The sequence below is a fragment of the Nocardioides sp. NPDC006303 genome (assembly GCF_040613175.1).
Taxonomy (GTDB): domain Bacteria; phylum Actinomycetota; class Actinomycetes; order Propionibacteriales; family Nocardioidaceae; genus Nocardioides.
The window spans coordinates 58,829-78,267 of the sequence record NZ_JBEXRR010000012.1; the positions used below are offsets into that span (position 1 = coordinate 58,829).

The 19,439-nt window shown below is 67.0% G+C and carries 17 protein-coding genes; 15 read left to right on the top strand and 2 right to left on the bottom strand.

Going from position 1 to position 19,439, the window contains the following annotated elements:
- Positions 1-24: 24 nt before the first annotated feature.
- From ABZY89_RS11875 to ABZY89_RS11930, 12 genes are all read left to right on the top strand, one after another.
- Positions 25-1,374 carry a glutamine synthetase family protein gene (locus ABZY89_RS11875; protein ID WP_355227318.1) on the top strand — a complete coding sequence of 450 codons (1,350 nt, stop codon included), beginning with the start codon at positions 25-27 and terminating at the stop codon, positions 1,372-1,374.
- Between the two features lie 216 nt (positions 1,375-1,590).
- A complete protein-coding gene (locus ABZY89_RS11880; protein WP_355227320.1) occupies positions 1,591-1,881 on the top strand; it encodes a BMC domain-containing protein in 291 nt (96 codons plus the stop codon).
- A 93-nt stretch (positions 1,882-1,974) separates the two neighbouring features.
- Positions 1,975-3,168 (top strand): NAD/NADP octopine/nopaline dehydrogenase family protein, encoded by a 1,194-nt coding sequence (locus tag ABZY89_RS11885; RefSeq protein ID WP_355227322.1) that lies wholly within the window; start codon positions 1,975-1,977, stop codon positions 3,166-3,168.
- Complete coding sequence (locus ABZY89_RS11890; protein WP_355227323.1) at positions 3,165-4,562, top strand: aldehyde dehydrogenase family protein; 1,398 nt, start codon at positions 3,165-3,167, stop codon at positions 4,560-4,562. Before ABZY89_RS11885 ends, ABZY89_RS11890 begins: the two co-directional genes overlap by 4 nt.
- Positions 4,562-5,191 (top strand): BMC domain-containing protein, encoded by a 630-nt coding sequence (locus tag ABZY89_RS11895; RefSeq protein WP_355227324.1) that lies wholly within the window; start codon positions 4,562-4,564, stop codon positions 5,189-5,191. The genes ABZY89_RS11890 and ABZY89_RS11895 overlap by 1 nt, the downstream gene beginning before the upstream one ends.
- Positions 5,188-6,363 (top strand): NAD(P)-binding domain-containing protein, encoded by a 1,176-nt coding sequence (locus tag ABZY89_RS11900; RefSeq protein WP_355227326.1) that lies wholly within the window; start codon positions 5,188-5,190, stop codon positions 6,361-6,363. The genes ABZY89_RS11895 and ABZY89_RS11900 overlap by 4 nt, the downstream gene beginning before the upstream one ends.
- Positions 6,364-6,429: 66 nt before the next feature.
- Positions 6,430-7,641, top strand: a complete 1,212-nt coding sequence (locus tag ABZY89_RS11905) for an FAD-binding oxidoreductase (protein ID WP_355227327.1) — start codon at positions 6,430-6,432, stop codon at positions 7,639-7,641.
- A 191-nt stretch (positions 7,642-7,832) separates the two neighbouring features.
- On the top strand, positions 7,833-9,401 hold the full coding sequence (locus ABZY89_RS11910; RefSeq protein WP_355227329.1) for an APC family permease: 1,569 nt from the start codon (positions 7,833-7,835) through the stop codon (positions 9,399-9,401).
- A 114-nt stretch (positions 9,402-9,515) separates the two neighbouring features.
- Entirely contained in the window at positions 9,516-9,827 is a 312-nt protein-coding gene (locus ABZY89_RS11915) for a EutN/CcmL family microcompartment protein (protein ID WP_355227331.1), read from the top strand.
- Positions 9,828-9,929: 102 nt separating this feature from the next.
- Entirely contained in the window at positions 9,930-10,856 is a 927-nt protein-coding gene (locus tag ABZY89_RS11920) for a hypothetical protein (RefSeq protein ID WP_355227333.1), read from the top strand.
- Entirely contained in the window at positions 10,844-11,566 is a 723-nt protein-coding gene (locus ABZY89_RS11925; protein ID WP_355227335.1) for a hypothetical protein, read from the top strand. Before ABZY89_RS11920 ends, ABZY89_RS11925 begins: the two co-directional genes overlap by 13 nt.
- 17 nt (positions 11,567-11,583) lie before the next feature.
- On the top strand, positions 11,584-12,924 hold the full coding sequence (locus tag ABZY89_RS11930) for an FMN-binding glutamate synthase family protein (protein WP_355227337.1): 1,341 nt from the start codon (positions 11,584-11,586) through the stop codon (positions 12,922-12,924).
- 385 nt (positions 12,925-13,309) lie between these two features.
- Here the strand turns inward: ABZY89_RS11930 and ABZY89_RS11935 are convergent, their stop codons facing one another.
- Together ABZY89_RS11935 and ABZY89_RS11940 are read right to left on the bottom strand one after the other, a co-directional pair.
- Complete coding sequence (locus ABZY89_RS11935; RefSeq protein WP_355227339.1) at positions 13,310-13,969, bottom strand: GntR family transcriptional regulator; 660 nt, start codon at positions 13,967-13,969, stop codon at positions 13,310-13,312.
- Positions 13,970-14,129: 160 nt separating this feature from the next.
- Entirely contained in the window at positions 14,130-14,897 is a 768-nt protein-coding gene (locus tag ABZY89_RS11940; protein WP_355227340.1) for a type 1 glutamine amidotransferase, read from the bottom strand.
- A 137-nt stretch (positions 14,898-15,034) separates the two neighbouring features.
- On the opposite strand from ABZY89_RS11940, the gene ABZY89_RS11945 reads away from it, so the two are divergent.
- From ABZY89_RS11945 to ABZY89_RS11955, 3 genes are all read left to right on the top strand, one after another.
- On the top strand, positions 15,035-15,715 hold the full coding sequence (locus ABZY89_RS11945; protein WP_355227342.1) for a hypothetical protein: 681 nt from the start codon (positions 15,035-15,037) through the stop codon (positions 15,713-15,715).
- A gap of 253 nt (positions 15,716-15,968) precedes the next feature.
- On the top strand, positions 15,969-16,946 hold the full coding sequence (locus tag ABZY89_RS11950) for a hypothetical protein (protein WP_355227344.1): 978 nt from the start codon (positions 15,969-15,971) through the stop codon (positions 16,944-16,946).
- A gap of 66 nt (positions 16,947-17,012) precedes the next feature.
- Complete coding sequence (locus ABZY89_RS11955) at positions 17,013-19,388, top strand: heavy metal translocating P-type ATPase (protein WP_355227345.1); 2,376 nt, start codon at positions 17,013-17,015, stop codon at positions 19,386-19,388.
- Positions 19,389-19,439 lie beyond the last annotated feature (51 nt).

Consider the following 19,439-nt stretch of genomic DNA (forward strand, 5'->3'; position numbering starts at 1 on the left):
GCTAAGAGATCTGTAGGAGGATTCATGGCAGCCGAGTTCGACGGCCCGGGGCTCAAGGGCCTCGGTCACGAGGAAGCGCTTCGACACATCGAAGCGGAGGCGGCCTCTGGTCGCCTGAAGGAGATCGAGATCCTCTGGTCAGACCATCAGGGTCACCCGCGGGGTAAGCGCATCCCGGTCAAGCACTTCATCGACAAAGTGACGGGTCCGGGCGTCGCCTTCTGTGATGTCGCCCTGTCGTGGGACGTGCTTGGTGATGTGGTCGACGGCATGGTGGGTTCCAGTTGGGACACCGGCATGCCGGATCTGATCGCCCGCCCCGACCTGTCCACCTTCCGCTACCTGCCCTGGCGTTCGGACGCCGGGCTCGTGCACTGCGACGTGTACAACCATCACGGCGACCTCGTCCCGACCGCTCCACGTAGCGTTCTTCACCGCGCTGTCGACCGTCTCGCCGAGCTCGGATACACGACGTCGGTCGGAGTCGAGATCGAGTTCTACTTGATCGACAAGGACGGTCAGCCGTTCGCCGACGGACTCCAGGCATACTCGCTCGAGCGTGCCAACGTGATGGAGCCCGTCTTCGGCTCGCTCACGCAGGGCCTCATGGGCTTCGTGGACGTCGAGGCCGGCAACGTCGAGTACGGCCCTGCGCAGTGCGAGTTCAACATCCGCCACGACGAAGCGCTGCGAGTCGCCGGCGAGGCCACCTTCTTCCGGTACGCCACGCGCGAGCTCGCCCGTCGCGCCGGCGCCGAGGTGACCTTCATGGCCAAGCCGTTCAACGTCTACTCGGGAAGCTCGATGCACCTGCACGTGTCGCTGTGGCGCGACGGTAACCCCGCCATGGGTCTCGAGGACGGGCGAGAGAACAAGGTCATGCGGCACGCGGCCGCGGGGATCCTCAACAACCTGCCCGGCCTCGCTGTCTACCAGGCCCCTACGGTCAATGCTTACCGGCGTTTCGAACCAGGTTCCTTCGCGCCGACCACAAGTGGCTGGAGCGTCGACAACCGCACTACCGCACTGCGCTCGCTGCGCGAAGGCCCTACCAGCACGCGCCTCGAACTGCGCACCCCGGGTGCCGACGCCGAGCCGCATTGGGCCATCGCGAGCATGCTCGCTGCGGTCGCGTGCGGTCTCGAGGACGGCAAGGAGCCTCCCGAGCAGGGCGTCGGCAATCTCTACGGTGTGGGTGCGCCCCTCCCGACGACGCTCCAGGACGCCATCGTGTCCGCGGAGGCAAACGCGCGCATCGTTGACATTCTGGGCAAGGACGCCGTAGCGGACTACCTGACCCTCGCTCGCGCGGAGTGGCAGAGCTTCATCTCGACGGTCAGCGACTGGGACACCAAGCGCTACTTGATGATCTGACCTACTTGATGTCCCCGTCGAGGCCGGGGCGACCGCTGGCGGCGGTCGCCCCGGCCTCGACGCACCTTTTCGTGCCCATGGGCCCGCTGGTTGGTGCGAAAAAGCGCTGGAAACAGTGCCAGGGGGCCTTGACAGCTAGTTCGTACTCCGTATACGGTACACGTAATGACTGAGTCCCGGAAAAGTGCCGGCTCGAAGAGAAGGAAGGCTGCTCCGATGCCCGAAGTTCCCCAGGTAGCGCTCGGCATGATTGAGACCCGTGGCATGGTCCCGGCTCTCGAGGCCGCCGATGCGATGGTCAAGGCTGCAAACGTCGAGCTCATTGCTCGAGAGGCGTCTGGTGGCGGCCTGGTGGCCGTGATCGTCCGCGGCGACGTGGGTGCCGTCAAGGCCGCAACAGACGCCGGCGGCGTGGCCGCCACCAAGGTGGGAGAGGTGCTCTCGATCCACGTGATCGCGCGCCCGCACACGGATCTGGCGCGCGCGCTGCCGCAGATCGAAGCCTGACCTACCCAACCAGGACCCGCTTGAGGCCGAGCCGGCCGGTGATACACCGGTGCCGGCCCGGCCGCGGTAGTCCGATCGCGATCGGAGGAATTCATGTTCGAGCAGATGCTCGCGCAGTTGGAGCAATCACCGATGACACCTCATGCCGACACGGTCTCCTCGGTCGCGGTCATCGGCGCCGGCCCGGTGGGTCAGTCGATCGCGTGCGCTGCTCTCGCGGGTGGTACCGAGGTCACGCTGCACTCGGCGTTCGGTGAGGAGACGCGCAAACTGACTGACGCCGGCGCTATCGAGGTGGATGGTGGGTCTCTGGCAGGCTCTTACGCATTCGTCGCCGGCGACGCTCGACGTCGTTCACAGGGGATTCGCGTGGTTCCGGAGCTCGATATCGCAATCCGTGGAGCGGATGTGGTCGTGCTTGCGGTCCCTGCCAGCGCCCACGCGACCTATGCCGCACTCCTTGCTCCCGTGCTCCGATCCGGCCAGATGATCGTATTGGCGCCCGGTCGGAGTATGGGGGCGCTGGAGGTCGCCAGGGGACTGCGTCGACAGCGGCCGAGCGAGGACGTCACCGTCGTCGAGCTGTGCTCGGCTCCGTATCTGGTGACTTCGCGCCACCCGGGACAGCTGACCATCGAGGCTGAGCACCAGCGCGTGCTGGGCGCTGCACTGTCGAACGCAGCGACCCAAGGCGCGGTGTCGGTGCTCCGCACCCTGTTCCCGGCAGTCGAGCCTGCCGCAGGCGTCCTGCATACAAGTTTCGCCAACATGGCAGGCCTGCTGGTTGCCGTCCCAGCTCTTCTCTCAGCGTCGGCGCCCGGGCCCGCGACGGTCCGCGAGCGGCTGCCCGCGGCACTCGTCGAGAGTGTCATCTCGCGTGTCGATGCCGAACGCCGTCGTACCGCGTTCGCGTTCGGGGTCCGCGAGCTCGCCAGCTTCCACCAGTGGCTGGAGGTCGCTCTAGGCACGACGGAGAAAGACACCGTCACCGCACTGGATGAGGTGACTGCATTCAGTCGGCTCCGTGCGCCTGTCGTCGGCGAAGCGGAGGTCCGCGACGCGGTGTCCACCTGCCTGGTGCCGATCGCCAGCGCCGCGGCCATCGCCAACGTTCCGACACCAGCGACGGCATCGCTCATCGCCCTGGCGTCGGCAATCGATGGCTTCGATCACGCTCGTCACGGCCGCACCATGGCCGCACTCGGACTTGACCGCATGCGCCCCGATGAGATCCGTCGCGCTCTCGACGGCGCTGACAACGCACTCGCCCAGGAGGTGCTCGCATGAGTTTGACCTATTCAGACCTGGACGCCATTCAAGAGGCTCGACAGGCTGCTCAGACGGCACATGACGCGTGGCAGAAGTTCCGCCAGTGGTCGCCGGACGAGGTCGACCATCTGGTGGAGGTCCTGGCTCGCGCGGTGGCACCGGAAGCGAGGCGACTCGGTGCGCTCGCGGTGGAGGAGACCGGCTACGGCAACGTCGATGACAAGGAGCTGAAGAACCTCTTCAACACCTTGGCGGTCGCCGACTGGCTCAGAGGTGTCCGCACTCTCGGTGTCTTGTGGCGGGACGAGGTGACTCGCGTAGCCGGCATCGGAGAGCCGATGGGGGTGGTCGCGGCGATCGTTCCGGTCACCAATCCGACCGCGACCGTCATCTTCAAGACACTCTCAGCGATCAAGTCCGGCAATGCCGTCGTCCATGCTCCGCACCCGCGTGCAGCAAAGTGCTGCGCAGAGACGGCGCGTGTCATGGCGGATGCGGCCGAGGCACACGGCGCGCCGCGAGGTCTGATCCAGTGCCTCGTCAGTGGTGACCTGGCAGGCACGGCCGAGCTGATGAAGCACAAGCGCACGGCGATCGTGATGGCGACCGGCGGTCCCGCGATGGTCCGAGCGGCGTACTCCTCGGGCAAGCCAACGCTGGCGGTGGGTGCCGGCAACGTTCCGGTCTACGTCGACCGCAGCCGCGCCGACGACCTCGACGAGGTGGCAGACATGCTGCTCAGCTCGAAGTCGTTCGACTACGGCACGGCGTGTGTCGCCGAGCAGGCGATCATCGTGGACCGGCCTGTCGCTGACAGATTGAAGCACGCGATTCGTTCGGCCGGCGGCTACTTCTGCACCTGGCGTGAAGCCGAAGCTCTCGGGAAGGTGCTGTTCCGACCCAATGGTGCCCTGGTCGTCGACAGCGTCGGCCAGTCGCCACACAAGTTGGGTGAGCTCGCCGGGTTTGAGACTCCGCCGGACACGCGAGTCATTCTGGCCGAGCTCGACTCGGTCGGTCGGTCCACCCCGTTGTCGGCGGAGAAGCTCGCCCCAGTACTTGCTTTCTATGTCGTCGATGGCGCAGACGAAGGCATTCGTCGCGCACACGACATCCTCGAGTTCGGTGGCCTGGGGCACACGGCTGCCGTGCACGCCACCGACCCCGATGTCGTCACGCGTTTCTCGCGGGTGCCGGCCGCCCGGGTGCTCGTCGACACGCCCTGTCTGCACGGAGGCATCGGATGGTCGTGTGACATCGACCCCAGCTTCATGCTCGGCACCGGGTCGGTGTCCGGGTCGATCGTCTCCGACAACGTCACTGCACTTCATCTCATCAACATCAAGCGCGTGGCCTACGAGTCGCGGCCTTGGCGCTCGATCACCGACCTGCTCGACGAGAGGACCTCCTGATGGCCAGCAGCAACGCGTTCGACCTGCGCGCACTCCTTCAGATCGACCGCCTTCAGCCCCAGTTCGCTGCCTACACGGGCGCAGTGGTGCAGGGGGCAGTGCCCCTTGCCGGTGACACCCTGCTGATCGGGGAGATGGGGCCAGGCAACGAGGTGTTCCGCGTCGTCGACGTGGCCCTCAAGGCGGCCGACGTCCAGGCCGCGTCCCAGGTTGTCGAGCGGGAGTTCGGTTTCTTCGTGCTGCGATCGCCGGTGAACTCCGAGATCACTGCTGCGCGTGAGGCCCTTCTGTCCTACTTGGGCCTTCCGCTCGAGAGCCGCCGCGCGCCGACGGTCGAGTCACGTCAGGTCATCACGTCCGTCGAGCCGTACCAGGCGCAGCTGCTCAACAAGCGCAAGGCCGGTTCGCTGCTGGTGCCTGGCAACACGCTCGGCATCGTGGAGTGCGCCCCGGCGGCGTACATCATGGCTGCGGCCAATGAAGCGGAGAAGTCTGCGTCCATCAGCTTCCTCGACGTCAACTCGGTCGGTCGGTTCGGCAGGCTCTTCATGACTGGGTCCGAGGCTGACGTCCGGGCGGCGGTGGACACCGCGGTCGAGGCCCTCTCAGCCTTTGAAGGCCGGTCGTGAACGTCGTCGGCGAGGAGGTCGTACGCGCGGCTTACCGGCGTGGGCAGCGCAAGGTCGTCGCCGAACCAACCGACATCGTCACGCCTCAGGCGCTCGACGCGGTCGACCGGCTCGGTATGCGCCTGCTCCGGGCGCCGACGACGAAGGCGCCTCCGCTCAGCACCGAGCCCGGCAGGGCGCTGAGTCGGACGCTCTACCGTCGGCATCCGGGCTTCGTGCCGGCAGGTCGCCGAACCAACGTACGCGCCGTGCGGTTCGACAAGATCGCGATCATCGGAGCGGGCGGTATGGGGAGCGCACTCGCCGGCCTGCTCGCCTCCGAGGGTGCTTGTGACCGTGTCAAGATCGTCGATCTCATCCCTGGCTTGGCCGCCAGCGTGGCTGAGGACCTTCGGCAGGCCGCCCCGCTCATCGGCAAGAGCACCGACGTCGTGAGCGGGACCGACCGCGCCGACATCGCCGGCGCCGACGTGGTCGTGGTCGCCCCTGAGGCCGCCTGCTTGCCCGGAATGACCGAGGTGCTCCTCGGAGAGGTGCAGCTCGCGGCGGAGTCCATCGCCTCACACGCTCCCGACGCTGTGGTGATCTTCGGCGGTTGGCCGTCGGAGGTGTTCACAGAACAGCTGAGGCGTTCGGGGAACCTCGCGCCGGAGAAGGTCATCGGGACCGGTGCGACGCTGGCCTCGGTGCGGTTGGTGAATGCTCTCGCCGCCCATGCCGGCGTCGCCCGTGAGGAGGTCGAAGCGGTTGCTCTCGGCGCCGACGGTGCCTATGTGCCGCTCTTGTCGTCGGCCCGCGTGCGTGGCCGGGCGGTCGGGGACGTGTTGCGCCCGTCCGAGCTCGAGGCCGCTCTTGCTGACGCCCGGGTGGCGGCAGACCACGTGCAGAGTCTCCGGTCGACGCGGCCGCCGGCGATCGCTCCCGCTCACGCGGCGCTCGAGATCGTCAACGCGCTGCGCGGTGCACGGCCAGGACCGGTTCCGGCCTCGGTGTGGCTGGACGACCAGTACGGCGTCGAGGACACCGTTCTCGGGGTGAACGCGACGCTCAATCAGCACGGGCTCAAGTCGGTGGTCGAGGTGCCACTCTCGGCCGACGAGCGGACGGCGGTTCAGGCGGCCGCGAACGGCGTGCGCCGCGGGCTCCAGGCCCTGGCCGAGCTGCAGGTCTAGATCGCCGCGGTCAGGACTGGCACAACATCGCGCGGTGACGAGGATCGATCGAAATGAGGAATCGAGATGAGTGCTGAGGGTCTGAACGGAATGCGCGGCCCCATGCCGTCGAAGGTGGATGTGATCGTGGTGGGCGCCGGGTTGTACGGCGCCTCCGTGGCATACCAGCTCACCAAGGGCGGGGCGGGGAAGGTGTTGCTCCTGGACCAGGCGATGCCAGGATCCGGTGACTCCGGCCGAACCGTCGGGATGGTCAGGCACCACTATTCCAACGACGTGACCGCCAAGCTCGCCATCCGCGGCGCGCAGACGATCCGGGACTGGTCCGAGAGCGTCGGTGTCGCGGACGCGGGTTTCGTGCGCTCGGGCTACCTCCTGGCCGTTCCCGAGGAGCGCCTCGAGGCGTGCACTACGAACGTACGTCGACTGCAGCGGCTCGGGCTGAACACGCGGTTCGTGACGGCGGAAGAGATCGCCGAGATCGAGCCGCTCATCAACCTCGAGGGGGTGGCGGGCGGCGCCTACGAGCCCGACAGTGGGTTCGCGAACTCGTACCTCATGATCCTCGGCTGGATCACGGCGGCCGCGTCGATGGGTATGGAGGCCAGGTTTGGCGCGGGTGTCGAATCGTTGATCGTCCGACACGGCCGCGTCGTCGGTGTCCGCACATCGTGCGGAGTGATCGAGGCCGACACGGTGGTCGTAGCTGCCGGCGCGTGGGCACGTCCGTTGCTTGCCGACGTCGGGTGGGAGCCGCCGATCCGGCTACGCCGCATCGAGGTCTCGGTGTGGCGAGTCCCGGCCGGTGGCTTGATTCCCCAGGTGGTCTGCTCCGACGGTGTCTCTGGCCTTGTCGTCCGCCCTGACCGAGCCAACGAGTTCCTGGCCGTCGCGTACTCGCCTGAGCGTCCGGCCGACGCTCTCGGCGACTTCGACTATTCCGTCTCGGCCAAGCACGACCAACAGCTTGCCGAACGGTTCCGTCGACGGTTCCCGGCACTCGCTCACGCTCGGCCCGTACGTGGTTGGGCCGGTCCGTACGACTTCACCCCCGACTGGCACCCGATCGTTGGCGCAGTCCCTGGCGTGGAGGGCGCCTACATGTCGGTGGGCACCAGCGGCCACGGGTTCAAGCTTGCGCCCTCGATCGGGGAGTGCCTCGCGGCCGAGATCCTGGGCACTGAATCGCCCGTCGACATCAGCCAGCTCGGAGCGGACCGCCTCATCAACGGCGAAAGCTCCTTCGCGCTCGCCTATGGGCCGGGAGCGCGCGCATGAACGCGCGCTGATCCGCCCAGCACAGACGACCTACGGGCGACGTCGACCATTTGTAAGTCGGAGCCCCTTGTATCAGATTTGCATTTCGTATACGGTACTCGAAACCGTATGAGTGATGTGGGACCAGCGGAGACCTCGGCTCCGTATCCGGACGACCCGGCCGCTTGAGGCCGGACGAGGAGGAATCTCCGATGGCTACATTCGAGGAAGGGACTGCCCGGCACCGCTCTGCCGGGATGCTGAAGAGGAACGCTCTCGGTTTGTGGGATGTGGTGTTCATGGCGGTCGCAACCTCCGCGCCCATCACCGCGATGGGCGGGAACCTGCCGGTCGGCGTGGGTTTCGGCGTCGGCACCGGTGCGCCAGCCACCTACATCTGGGCAACAATGATCCTGTCGGTCTTCGCTGTGGGCTATGTTGCGATGGCGAGGCATGTCACATCGACCGGCGCGTTCTACGGCTTCATATCGCGTGGCATCGGGCGGGTTCCGGGCCTTGGCGCGGGCTACATGGTCACCTTCAGCTATTCGGTGTTTGAGGGCGCCATCATCGGCATCTTTGCCTACTTCGCCCGCAACACGCTCGCCAACCAGGTCGGCATCGAGGTGCCCTGGCTGGTGTGCGCCCTGGTGGGTCTCGTCGCCATCGCCGTGCTGTCCTACTTCGAGATCAACGTCGCGGCCAAGGTGTTGACCGTGCTGCTGCTCACCGAGATCGCCATCCTCGGGGTGATGGCGCTCGCGGTCCTGGTGCAGGGTGGGGGACCTGACGGTCTGATGCCGGAAGTGCTTGATCCGGCAGGGGCCTTTAGGCCCAACGGGATCGCCGTGGCCTCGATCGGCCTCGCGATGTTCATCGCCTTCTGGTCCTGGACCGGTTTCGAGTCAACGGTCATGTACGGCGAGGAGTCTCGAAACCCTAAGAAGATCATCCCCATCGCCACCATGATCGCCGTCACCGGAGTCGGGGTCTTCTACATCTTCGTGTCCTGGATGACCATCGCCGGCAACGGCGCGACGGAGTCGATCCGGCTGAGCACCAGCGCCGACCCGCTCCAGCTCTTCTTCGCGCCCACGGAGACGTACGTAGGTCATTGGGCCGTCGTGGTCATGGAGTGGCTGATGATCACAGGATCCTTTGCCTGCGCCATGGCGTTCCACAATGCGGCGTCACGCTACGGATACGCGCTGGGCCGCGAGGGTCTGCTTCCCAGGATTCTGGGCCGGACCCACCGGCGCCATCACTCGCCCTACGTCGCCTCCGGTCTCCAGACGCTCGTCGCCGTGATGTGGCTCTGTGGTTTCGCGGCGTTCGACAAGGACCCGTACCTGGACGTCTTCGTCCTCCTCGCCGTGCTCGGCACGTTCTCGTTGTTGATCGTGCAGACGATCACGATGGCCGCCGTCTTCCGCTACTTCACCCAGCACCATCCAGAGGAGAACATCTGGCGGACCAAGGTCGCCCCCGTCGTCGGCGGACTGGCGATGGCAGCCGTGGTGGCCCTGATGATCGACAACCTCGACACGGCAGCGGGACCTGCGGCCTCGTCGCTCCTGTTCAAGATGGTGCCCTACATCTCGGCCGCGCTCTTTGTGTGGGGAGCTGCGCAGGCACTCTACCTGCGCCGCTCTGACCCGTTGAAGTACGAGACGATCGGCCACGTCGTCCTGGCCGATGACGCGCATGGCGCGGTGGTGCTCGACGAAGACAAGGACGCGGGCCCAGACCTCGATCAGACCACCGATCGCGTGCGCCGTTGAGTTGATTCGTGATGTCGCGGCCCCGGACCGTTATGTCCGGGGCCGCGTCTTTTTCGTCGTGCGTGGATCGGTCTGTGTGTTGACTCGACTGTTGAATTCGTATACGGTGTACGAATGCAACTAGGAGATGTGCTCGGTTCTGTGACCGCACCTGAACAGGTGTCGAGCTTGAGGTCACACCGCCTGCTTGTGGTGCAGCGTGTCGGCATCGATCGACCCACTGACACCCTGTGCGAGGTCGCAGTTGACCTCGTGGGAGCCGGCCCGGGAGACCGGGTCCTACTCGCTAGGGGATCGGCCGCGCGGCTCGCTCCAGAGACGCGAACTGTTGCGACCGACCTAGCCATCGTGGCCATCGTCGACTCTGTCGACGTGACCGAAGGCCTCACTGCCCGGGTCAGCATGACGACCCGATCGGCTGACTGAACCATTCGATCGCCAATCGTCGACACCCGAGTGTCGGCCGAGGCCAAGCAAGACCTCGCAGGGTGTGAACCCTGACCTAACCACTGAGAGGACTGACACCACATGTGCGGAATCGTCGGGTTGCATCTGCGCAACCCTGAGCTGCATCCCCGACTCGGCGAACTGCTGACAGGGATGCTGGTCGAGATGACCGACCGCGGCGATGAGTCTGCGGGCGTCGCCGTCTATGGCGACCCGCGGTGGTCGCCCGAGGGGCGGATGACCGTGTCGTTCGTGCCGGACTCGACCTCGCGTGCGCTGTCGACCGGCCTCGCAGAGCAGGACGCGGCCACCGCGCTGACCGACGCCCTGGGAAGTCCGGTCGAGGTCATCGATGCCGGTCCGACCTTCGTCGCGCACGTGCCTCGCGACCTGGGTGCCGATCAGCTCCGCGCGGCGATCCTCGCGGCGTACCCCAAGGCGCTGATCGCAGGCTTCGGTGAGCACCTCGCCGTACTCAAGGGCGTCGGTCTACCGCGCGACCTCGCGGACGCGTACGGCCTTCCCCAGGCGCAGGGCTGGCAGGGCGTCGGTCACACTCGGATGGCCACGGAGTCAGCGGTCACGGCCGGTGGGTGCCACCCCTACAACGTCGGACTGGACCAGTGCTTGGTCCACAACGGGTCGTTCCACAACTACGCATCCGTGCGCCGCCACCTCCGCGAGAAGGGCATCACCTTCAGCTCGGAGAACGACACCGAGGTCGGCGCATGGTTCGTCGCCGATCGTCTGGCGCAGGGGTACGACGTCGAGACGGCGTTGAAGGAGCTGCTCGCAACCTTCGACGGCGGTTACACACTCCTGGTCAGCAACACCGAGTCGTTCGCCGTGGTTCGCGACGCCATCGCCCTCAAGCCGGCAGTCATCGCGGAGCACCCCGACTGGGTCGCGATGGCCTCGGAGTACCGCGCCCTCGTCCAACTCCCGGGCATCGACGACGCCCGCATCTACGAGCCCGAGCCCGAGAGGATCTACGCATGGACACGATGACCGTCACCCAGGCCCGCGAAGTCGACCTGGCCGACACGACCCTGCGGGTCGTCAACGACCTGCTCCAGGGGCGCCCCGCTCAGGGGCTGAAGCCCTTGGAGGAGGGCGAGCCGGTGGTCGTTCGCAACGCCCGCGGGGCTCACGCTGTCGCGGTCGGAATGGACCACACTCGCCAGGTCACCATCGAGGGGTCCGTCGGCTATTACGCCGCCGCGATGAACAAGCAGGCAGAGGTCACGATCCAGGGGAGCGCCGGCGTCGGGGTCGCAGAGAACATCATCAGCGGTGTGGTGCGAGTGGTGGGCAACGCGTCCCAGTCGGCGGCCGCCACCGGCAACGGTGGGCTGCTCGTCATCGAGGGCGACGCCGGAGCCCGATGTGGCATCTCGATGAAGGGTGTGGACATCGTTGTGGGCGGTTCGATCGGCCACATGAGCGCGTTCATGGCCCAGGCCGGCCGCCTGGTCGTTCGTGGCGATGCCGGCGATGCGCTCGGAGACTCGATCTACGAAACGCGCATCTACGTTCGCGGGAGCGTGGCCTCTCTTGGTGCGGACTGCACCGCGAAGGAGATGCGCCCCGAGCACATCGAAGAGCTCCGCCAGCTGCTCGAGCGCGCCGGCTACGACGACGACCCGAGCGAGTACACCCGCTACGGGTCCGCCCGCAAGCTCTACAACTTCCACATCGACAACCACTCCGCGTACTGAGACCCCAGGAGATGATCATGGACGACATCGAGCTGGCCCGGCGCGGACTTCGACAGTCCGCCACCTTCGACCCGGCCACCATCCACGCCATCCAGTCCGCGGCGGACAAGGGCATCTACGACATTCGCGGCGGCGGGGCCAAGCGGAAGGTTCCGCACTTCGACGACCTGCTGTTCCTCGGCGCCACCCTCAGCCGCTACCCCCTGGAGGGCTACCGCGAGCGGTGCGGCACCGATGTGGTGCTGGGCGGGCGCAACGCCGCCTTCCCACTCCATCTCGACATCCCGGTCACCATCGCTGGGATGAGCTTCGGCGCCCTGTCCGGACCGGCCAAGGAGGCCATCGGTCGTGGGGCGAGCGAGGCGGGAACCTCGACGACCACGGGCGACGGCGGTATGACCCCGGAGGAGCGTGGGCAGTCCAAGCACCTCGTCTACCAGTACCTTCCGTCGCGGTACGGCATGAATCCCGATGACCTCCGCAAGGCCGACGCCATCGAGATCGGCGTCGGACAGGGCGCGAAGCCTGGCGGGGGAGGCATGCTGCTCGGTCAGAAGATCTCCGAGCGGGTGGCCGGGATGCGGACCCTGCCGATGGGGATCGACCAGCGCAGCGCCAGCCGACACCCGGACTGGTGCGGGCCCGACGACCTCGCGATCAAGATCGGCGAGATCCGTGAGCTGACCGGTTGGGAAAAGCCGGTCTACGTCAAGATGGGCGCGACGCGTACCTACTACGACGTGAAACTGGCAGTGAACGCCGGGGCGGACGTGGTCGTCGTTGACGGCATGCAGGGTGGCACCGCAGCCGCGCAGGACTGCTTCATCGAACACGTCGGTATTCCCACGCTGGCCGCGATCCCGCAGGCCGTCCAGGCCCTTCAGGAGCTCGGCGTCCATCGCAAACCCGACGGAGTCCAGCTGATCGTGTCGGGGGGCATCCGCACCGGAGCGGACGTCGCCAAGGCGCTGGCGCTCGGCGCGGACGCAGTGGCGATCGGGACGGCCGCCATGATCGCGCTCGGCGACAACGATCCGCATCTCGACAATGAGTACCGCAAGATCGGCTCCGCAGCGGGGTACTACGACGACTACCAGGACGGACGGGACCCGGCTGGCATCTCTACCCAGGATCCCGAGCTCTCACGGCACTTCGATCCGGTCGAGGGCGGCCGTCGGCTGGCCAACTACCTCCGAGTCCTCACCATGGAGGCCCAGGTCATCGCCCGCGCCTGCGGCAAGGCCCACGTGACGCATCTCGAGCCGGAGGACCTCGTGGCACTCACCGTCGAAGCAGCGGCCATGGCCCGGGTGCCGCTCGCGGGCACCAACTGGATCCCGGGTGCACCGGGCGCCTAATGAGACCCAGCGGACGCCCTGGCCATGCCGCCGGGCGCCGGGGCGTCCGCTGTTCCAGCGATTACCGTTCAGGAAGGCAGACTCGTGCGAGAACGTCATGTCGATCAAGTACGACCGGCGAGTCCTGGGACCAAGTGGCTCGTGACCACGAAGCACTTGGACCCAGCGCACCCCCAAGGCCGTCACCCCTGGGGTGCCTGGCACATCCGGCGCGATGCCACCATGTCCACAGCCTGCGGAATGAGCACCATCGGGTGGCGTACGTTTTGGCATCTGTCCTTTGAGAACGGACCCCTCTGCGGCGCGTGCTCCGCAGCCGCCGGGGTTCATGCCCGCAAAGACGCCGGCCGGTCTTGAGACGATCTCAACCAGAAGTCCGGAGAGATCAGCCCATTGCGTCGACCGAGCCGGCGTCTGAGGTGGTCTGTTCAAGACCGTGTGCGATGTGTTCGGTCATCAGGGTCCGCGCCTGTTCGGGATCAGCCTGCTCGAGCGCGTCGATCAGCTTGGCGTGATCGGGCACGAATCCAGCGTAGGGATGAGCCGCCGCGAAAGAACGGAAGGTCAGAGCGGTGCGGCTGCGGTTCCAGATGGTGTCGAACATGTCCTCGAGATAGGTGTTGCCCGTCGCGGCGACGATCGCTCGGTGGAACGTACGGTTCGCGTCGAAGGACTCCTTGACCGACAGCGGCGCCTTCGCCGCGAGCCTGTTGAGCAGCTCGCGCAGCTCTCCCCATGCGTCGATGTCGAGTGCGACCAGTTGCTCGGCGGCGAATGCCTCCACCGCGGTGCGAGCCGCGTAGAAGTTGTGGATGTCCATGTCGGACCCCTCGCGCACCAGATAGCCGCGCCGTCCTCCGGGCTCGACCACGCCTTCCCTGTGGAGACGGAGCAGCGCGTCGCGTACCGGAGACCGGCTAACGCCCAGGTCCTCGGCGAGCCGGTCCATCACGAGGCGGTCGCCGGCCGCCAATCGGCCGCTCATGAGGGCGTCGAGCAGGTTCTCGTACACCTCGTTCGCCAGGGCGTTTCGCGGGCTGGCCACCGGGGCGATGCTCCTCGGGCTTGGACCTGGCTCAGACATGCTTACTCCTCGTGGATGAGTTGCCGCCAATATCGCGGGCGAGTGGGGACTGCCCGAAGGGTGGTCGTGCGCTACCGCGGCACCCTGACTCCATATTAGGCTACCGTATTCCGTATATGCGTTATGCCGTGGGTTCGCGTGAGGACGGGGAGTGAGGGACACCCTCGTGCTCGCGAAGAATTCTGGCGAAGCCGGTCGCGAGTTCGTGCGCGGAGACTGCGACCTGGCGCGAGTTCAGGGCGAACTCGGCCGTTCCGTGCTGCATCCGCCTGCTGGTCTCGGCGTCATCGCTGAGGTGATCGGCCCACCGTCGGAATCGGCTGAGCGAGACCTCTGGGTGGAACTGGAGGCCCCACGCGCACTGGCCCAGACGGAACGCTTGGTGTGGGTACATTCCCGACTCTGCGAGCCAGACCGCATCGGTCGGCAGGCTGACGATGGCGTCCCGGTGCATCGTCGCGTACGTCGCCGGCCACGTGATCTGGCCAACCAGGGAGTCGTCCGACGCTTCGGGGCGAGGATCGATGGGGACGGCGCCCACCTCGACTCCGGCTTCCCCGCGCGCGACGGTGCCACCGCACGCGGCAGCCAGGAGCTGGCCGCCCAGGCAGATTCCCAGGGTGGGCACCTGTTCGTCGACTGCCACTCGTAGCAAGTGGCGGACATCGGCGAGCCATGGATACTCATGGTCGTCGTTCGCGCCCATGTCTCCGCCCAGGACAACGAGTCCGTCGGCTTCGACCTGGCGGGGGACCGGTTCGCCGTCGAACGGTCTCACGATCGTCGCTGCGACGCCGCTCGACCGGAAGACCGAGTCGAAGAGCTCAAGCGGATCCTCGTGGTCGGGCTGGACGACCAGCACGGTTCGGCGACCGGGTGACAGTGACATGGAACGCTCCTGGATCGACGGGCTCGCGATTGCGGAACGCCGACCAGGGGAGTCGCGTGTTGTGACACTCTTGTGGGCCGACGCCGTTGCGTATACCGTACACGCATAAGCGCCATGTCATCTAGGAGGCTTCACACATGAACAGTCCTCACCTACGGCTCGCCATGCAGCTCGCGGGACGCGGTCGTCTGGAAGGTCACCCGCCGGGGGACGTCGACGGCGCGCGCTTCGAGGGCCGCTTCGTTGTCTTCGGGCTGTTCGATCATGACGCGCCCGTCTTCGGTGAGGACGTCTCGCTCTTCGCCGCAGACGCGGTTGCGGAGTTCGGGCGCGGCCCGCAGAGTGCGCACCTGGTCGCGATCCGGAGCGGCATCACTCTCGAAGGCTTCGTGACCGATCACGACAGCGACTTCCAGGGCCACACCTTTGGGCGGTCGTCATCGGAGACCCGATTCCGGGTCTACTTCGACGCGTCGCCCGACGGTTCGCGGAGCTTTGACGATCGCGCTTCGTTCCAGCGTGGTGAGCTCGTGGCGACCTATAAGGCCGAGGAGTTCTTCCAGATCGATCCACGTGCAGGAGTGTTCGACACCCGCGTCAACTACAGCCTGCTCGAAAGCACGCCGTTCACGTTCAACGGTCGCACGATCGACTTCGCCGATCTCTACCCGGCCATGGTCGAGATGTCGCACGGCCACAATCCGGAACCCGACCCCAGCCCGGAGATCATCCCCGACGAGCCGCCCTTCTCGAGCAGGGGGCCGGGCGTCTTCGCCAACCGGTTCCCGGTCGGCGGAACCCTGTTCGCCCTCACCTGAGCCGGTCCCGGCGACGAGGTCGGGGCCAAGCGCGCTGAGCTGATCGACGAAGACGAGACCACGCCCACCGGCCAGGGGCCGCCGGTGGGCGTGACTTTTGTCGACCCCTCTCTTCCGACCTCGAGGGCGTCATGCTCTGGGCCGCGGCGGGCTTCGGGGTGCCTTGGTTCGCGAGATACCATACGGGGGTATAGTATCTACGAGAAGAAGCCAGCCGGCCATATCGACTTGGTCCCCGAATCAGGAGCCTCCCGTGAAGACATCGCTCAAGCTGGGCGGATTCATCGCCGCCCTTGTTGCAGTCCTCGCCGTCGCGTTCGGCGTCGGCAATGCCACCGGGCCGATCGGCCGGACCGCGGAAGTCACCGGCCACTCAGGAGGCCACGGAGAGGCCGGCCACGGTGCAGCGCCTGCCAAGCAGCCCGGCGGGCTGATGATCTCCGAGAACGGATACACGTTGGACCTGGACTCGACGATCCTGACCGCAGGACGTACTCCGGTGAAGTTCCGGGTGATCGGACCTGACGGGCAGCCCGTCACCGACTACGAGCCCACCCATGACGAGGAGCTCCACTTCATCGCGGTCCGGCGAGACATGAGTGGGTTCCAGCACCTGCACCCCACCTTGGCCAGGTCGGGTGATGAGGCGGGTACCTGGACGATCGAGGTAGACCTCACGCCCGGGGCGTGGCGGGTCTTTGCCGACTTCCGGGCCGCGGCCCACGGCGAGACCATGCCGTTGGGCGGCGACATCTTGGTCCCAGGCACCTACCAGCCGACGCCGCTGCCGCCGGTCAGCCAGACTGCGGAGGTCGACGGTTACACCGTCTCGCTGATGGGGCAGCTCGTTCCCGGTGAGTCCTCGGAGCTGACGCTGACGGTGAGCCGTGATGGGAAGGCGGTGACCGACCTGCAGCCCTACCTCGCCGCGTACGGACACCTGGTGGCGCTGCGCTCGGGAGACCTTGCCTACCTGCACGTCCACCCGGAGGGTGAGCCGGGCGATGGCATCACCAAGCCCGGCCCGGATGTCACCTTCTTCGCCACCGCGCCTACTGCCGGTCCGTACCGCCTGTACCTGGACTTCAAGCACGACGGTGTGGTCCGAACCGCCGAGTTCACCGTCCAGGCCGGCAGGTCCGCGCCCGCGTCCGGCGAACCCAGCGCAGCTGAGTCCACCGCACAGCCCAGCGGATCCGGCTCGGGCGGTCACGGCGAGCACAGCCACTGACCCGCATGACCAGAACCGACCAGCACGCACGAGAACGAGAAGCATTCGGTATGGAAGGAAGAGACGATGAGCGCGCTCGATGACGTCACGCCCGAGAGCGGTGCCCGTGGCAATCAGGTCGAGCTGGCTATCGGTGGCATGACCTGTGCCTCGTGCGCGAACCGTATCGAGCGGAGGCTGAACAAGCTCGAGGGTGTGACCGCAACGGTCAACTACGCCACCGAGAAGGCCAAGGTCACCTACGCCGACGGCATCGAGCCGACCGCATTGGTCGAGGCGGTCTCGCAGGCCGGCTACACCGCGCGCCTCCCTGAGCCAAAGGGCACGTCGAGCCAGGGATCGACTGCGGAGACTGGCACCGAGGACGACTCTGTGCGCGCCCTGCGCAACCGGGTGGTTGTCTCTGCGGTATTGACAGTCCCGGTGATCGCGATGGCGATGATCCCGGCGCTGCAGTTCGACTACTGGCAATGGCTCTCGTTGACGCTCGCCGCCCCGGTGGTGGTCTGGGGCGCTCTGCCCTTCCACAAGGCGGCCTGGACCAACCTCAAGCACGCCACCTCGACCATGGACACGCTGATCTCCGTGGGCACCCTGGCAGCGCTCGGCTGGTCCCTGTACGCGTTGTTCTTCGGCACCGCCGGAGCCCCGGGTATGACCCACCCGTTCGAGCTCACCATCGCCCGCACCGACGGATCCGGCAACATCTATCTCGAGGCCGCCGCAGGAGTGACCACGTTCATCTTGGCGGGTCGCTACTTCGAGGCGCGCTCCAAGCGCAGCGCCGGCGCTGCGCTGCGTGCCCTGCTCGAACTGGGCGCGAAGGAGGTCGCGGTCCTCCGCGAGCGCCCCGGCGGCCCCATCGAGGAACGGATCGGCATCGACCAGCTGGCAGCTGGTGACCGGTTCGTGGTCCGGCCCGGGGAGAAGATCGCCACCGACGGTCTGATCCTCGAAGGCTCGTCGGCCGTGGACGCCTCCATGGTGACCGGCGAGTCCGTGCCGGTCGAGGTCGGCCCCGGAGACCTCGTGGTCGGCGCGACCGTCAATGCTGGCGGCAGACTCGTGATCGAGGCCACCCGGGTCGGTGCCGACACCCAGCTGGCCCAGATGGCCAAGCTGGTCGAGGACGCCCAGAACGGCAAGGCTCAGGCACAGCGCCTGGCGGATCGGGTCTCGGGGATCTTCGTGCCGATCGTGATCGGCCTGGCTGTGGCGACCTTCGGGTTCTGGGCAGGCACGGGCGGTGGCGTCGGCGCGGCATTCACTGCCGCCGTGGCGGTGTTGATCATCGCCTGCCCGTGCGCGCTCGGGTTGGCGACGCCGACGGCTCTCATGGTGGGCACGGGGCGTGGCGCCCAGCTCGGCATCCTGATCAAGGGGCCCGAGGTGCTGGAGTCCACGCGCAAGGTCGACACCATCGTCCTGGACAAGACCGGCACCGTCACCACCGGTCAGATGACCCTGGTCCGTACGGTCGTAGCCGATGGCGAGGACGTCGATGAGCTGCTGCGGTTCGCCGGCGCCCTCGAGGACGCCTCCGAGCACCCGATCGCCCAGGCCATCGCCAAGGGCGCGGCTGCGCAGGTCGGTGACCTCCCTGCGGTCGAAGACTTCGCCAACATCGAAGGCTTGGGTGTGCAGGGGATCATCGTCGACGGGGAGGTCTCGCACGCCGTCCTGGTCGGACGACCGCAACTGCTTGCCGAGTGGTCCCAGGACCTGACGCCGCCCTTGAAGGCGGCGATGGCTGAAGCCGCCGAGAAGGGCCAGACCGCGGTCGCGGTCGGTTGGGACGGTCGAGCTCGTGGGGTTCTCGTCGTGGCCGACGCGATCAAGCCGACCTCCGCCGAGGCCATCGGCCAGCTGCGCGGCCTCGGGCTGACGCCGGTGCTGCTCACCGGCGACAACGCCGCCGTCGCCACGGCGGTTGCGACGGCGGTGGGCATCGAGGCAGGCCCCGACACGGTCATCGCCGAGGTGATGCCGTCGGAGAAGGTCGATGTGATCAAGCGACTTCAGCAGCAGGGCAGGACCGTCGCCATGGTCGGTGACGGAGTCAACGACGCCGCGGCACTCGCCCAGGCCGACCTCGGCCTGGCCATGGGCACCGGCACTGACGTCGCGATCGAGGCCTCCGACCTGACCTTGGTCCGCGGAGACCTCCGCGCGGCCGCCGACGCGATCCGGCTCTCCCGACGCACCCTCGCCACCATCAAGGGGAACCTGTTCTGGGCGTTTGCCTACAACGTCGCGGCCCTCCCGTTGGCAGCCGCTGGACTGCTCAACCCGATGCTCGCTGGAGCCGCGATGGCGTTCTCCTCGGTGTTCGTGGTCTCCAACAGCCTCCGGCTGCGCGGCTTCCGAGCGACCAACAGCGGTCCCCGAACTGGCTCCGACACCGACGCGGAGGTGTCCCGGCCCGAGCCGGCAATCGCCTGACCTCGCACTTCTGGGCTCCCTGAGACGAATCGGGGCCCCAGGGGTCCTGCC

Bases quoted from the DNA above. Each gene is read 5' to 3' on its own strand.
- ABZY89_RS11940 (WP_355227340.1), bottom strand. From the start codon at position 14,897: ATGTCACTGTCACCCGGTCGCCGAACCGTGCTGGTCGTCCAGCCCGAC.
- ABZY89_RS11905 (WP_355227327.1), top strand. From the start codon at position 6,430: ATGAGTGCTGAGGGTCTGAACGGAATGCGCGGCCCCATGCCGTCGAAG.
- ABZY89_RS11945 (WP_355227342.1), top strand. From the start codon at position 15,035: ATGAACAGTCCTCACCTACGGCTCGCCATGCAGCTCGCGGGACGCGGT.
- ABZY89_RS11920 (WP_355227333.1), top strand. From the start codon at position 9,930: ATGTGCGGAATCGTCGGGTTGCATCTGCGCAACCCTGAGCTGCATCCC.
- ABZY89_RS11910 (WP_355227329.1), top strand. From the start codon at position 7,833: ATGGCTACATTCGAGGAAGGGACTGCCCGGCACCGCTCTGCCGGGATG.
- ABZY89_RS11955 (WP_355227345.1), top strand. From the start codon at position 17,013: ATGAGCGCGCTCGATGACGTCACGCCCGAGAGCGGTGCCCGTGGCAAT.
- ABZY89_RS11880 (WP_355227320.1), top strand. From the start codon at position 1,591: ATGCCCGAAGTTCCCCAGGTAGCGCTCGGCATGATTGAGACCCGTGGC.
- ABZY89_RS11930 (WP_355227337.1), top strand. From the start codon at position 11,584: ATGGACGACATCGAGCTGGCCCGGCGCGGACTTCGACAGTCCGCCACC.
- ABZY89_RS11875 (WP_355227318.1), top strand. From the start codon at position 25: ATGGCAGCCGAGTTCGACGGCCCGGGGCTCAAGGGCCTCGGTCACGAG.
- ABZY89_RS11925 (WP_355227335.1), top strand. From the start codon at position 10,844: ATGGACACGATGACCGTCACCCAGGCCCGCGAAGTCGACCTGGCCGAC.
- ABZY89_RS11890 (WP_355227323.1), top strand. From the start codon at position 3,165: ATGAGTTTGACCTATTCAGACCTGGACGCCATTCAAGAGGCTCGACAG.
- ABZY89_RS11885 (WP_355227322.1), top strand. From the start codon at position 1,975: ATGTTCGAGCAGATGCTCGCGCAGTTGGAGCAATCACCGATGACACCT.
- ABZY89_RS11895 (WP_355227324.1), top strand. From the start codon at position 4,562: ATGGCCAGCAGCAACGCGTTCGACCTGCGCGCACTCCTTCAGATCGAC.
- ABZY89_RS11915 (WP_355227331.1), top strand. From the start codon at position 9,516: ATGCAACTAGGAGATGTGCTCGGTTCTGTGACCGCACCTGAACAGGTG.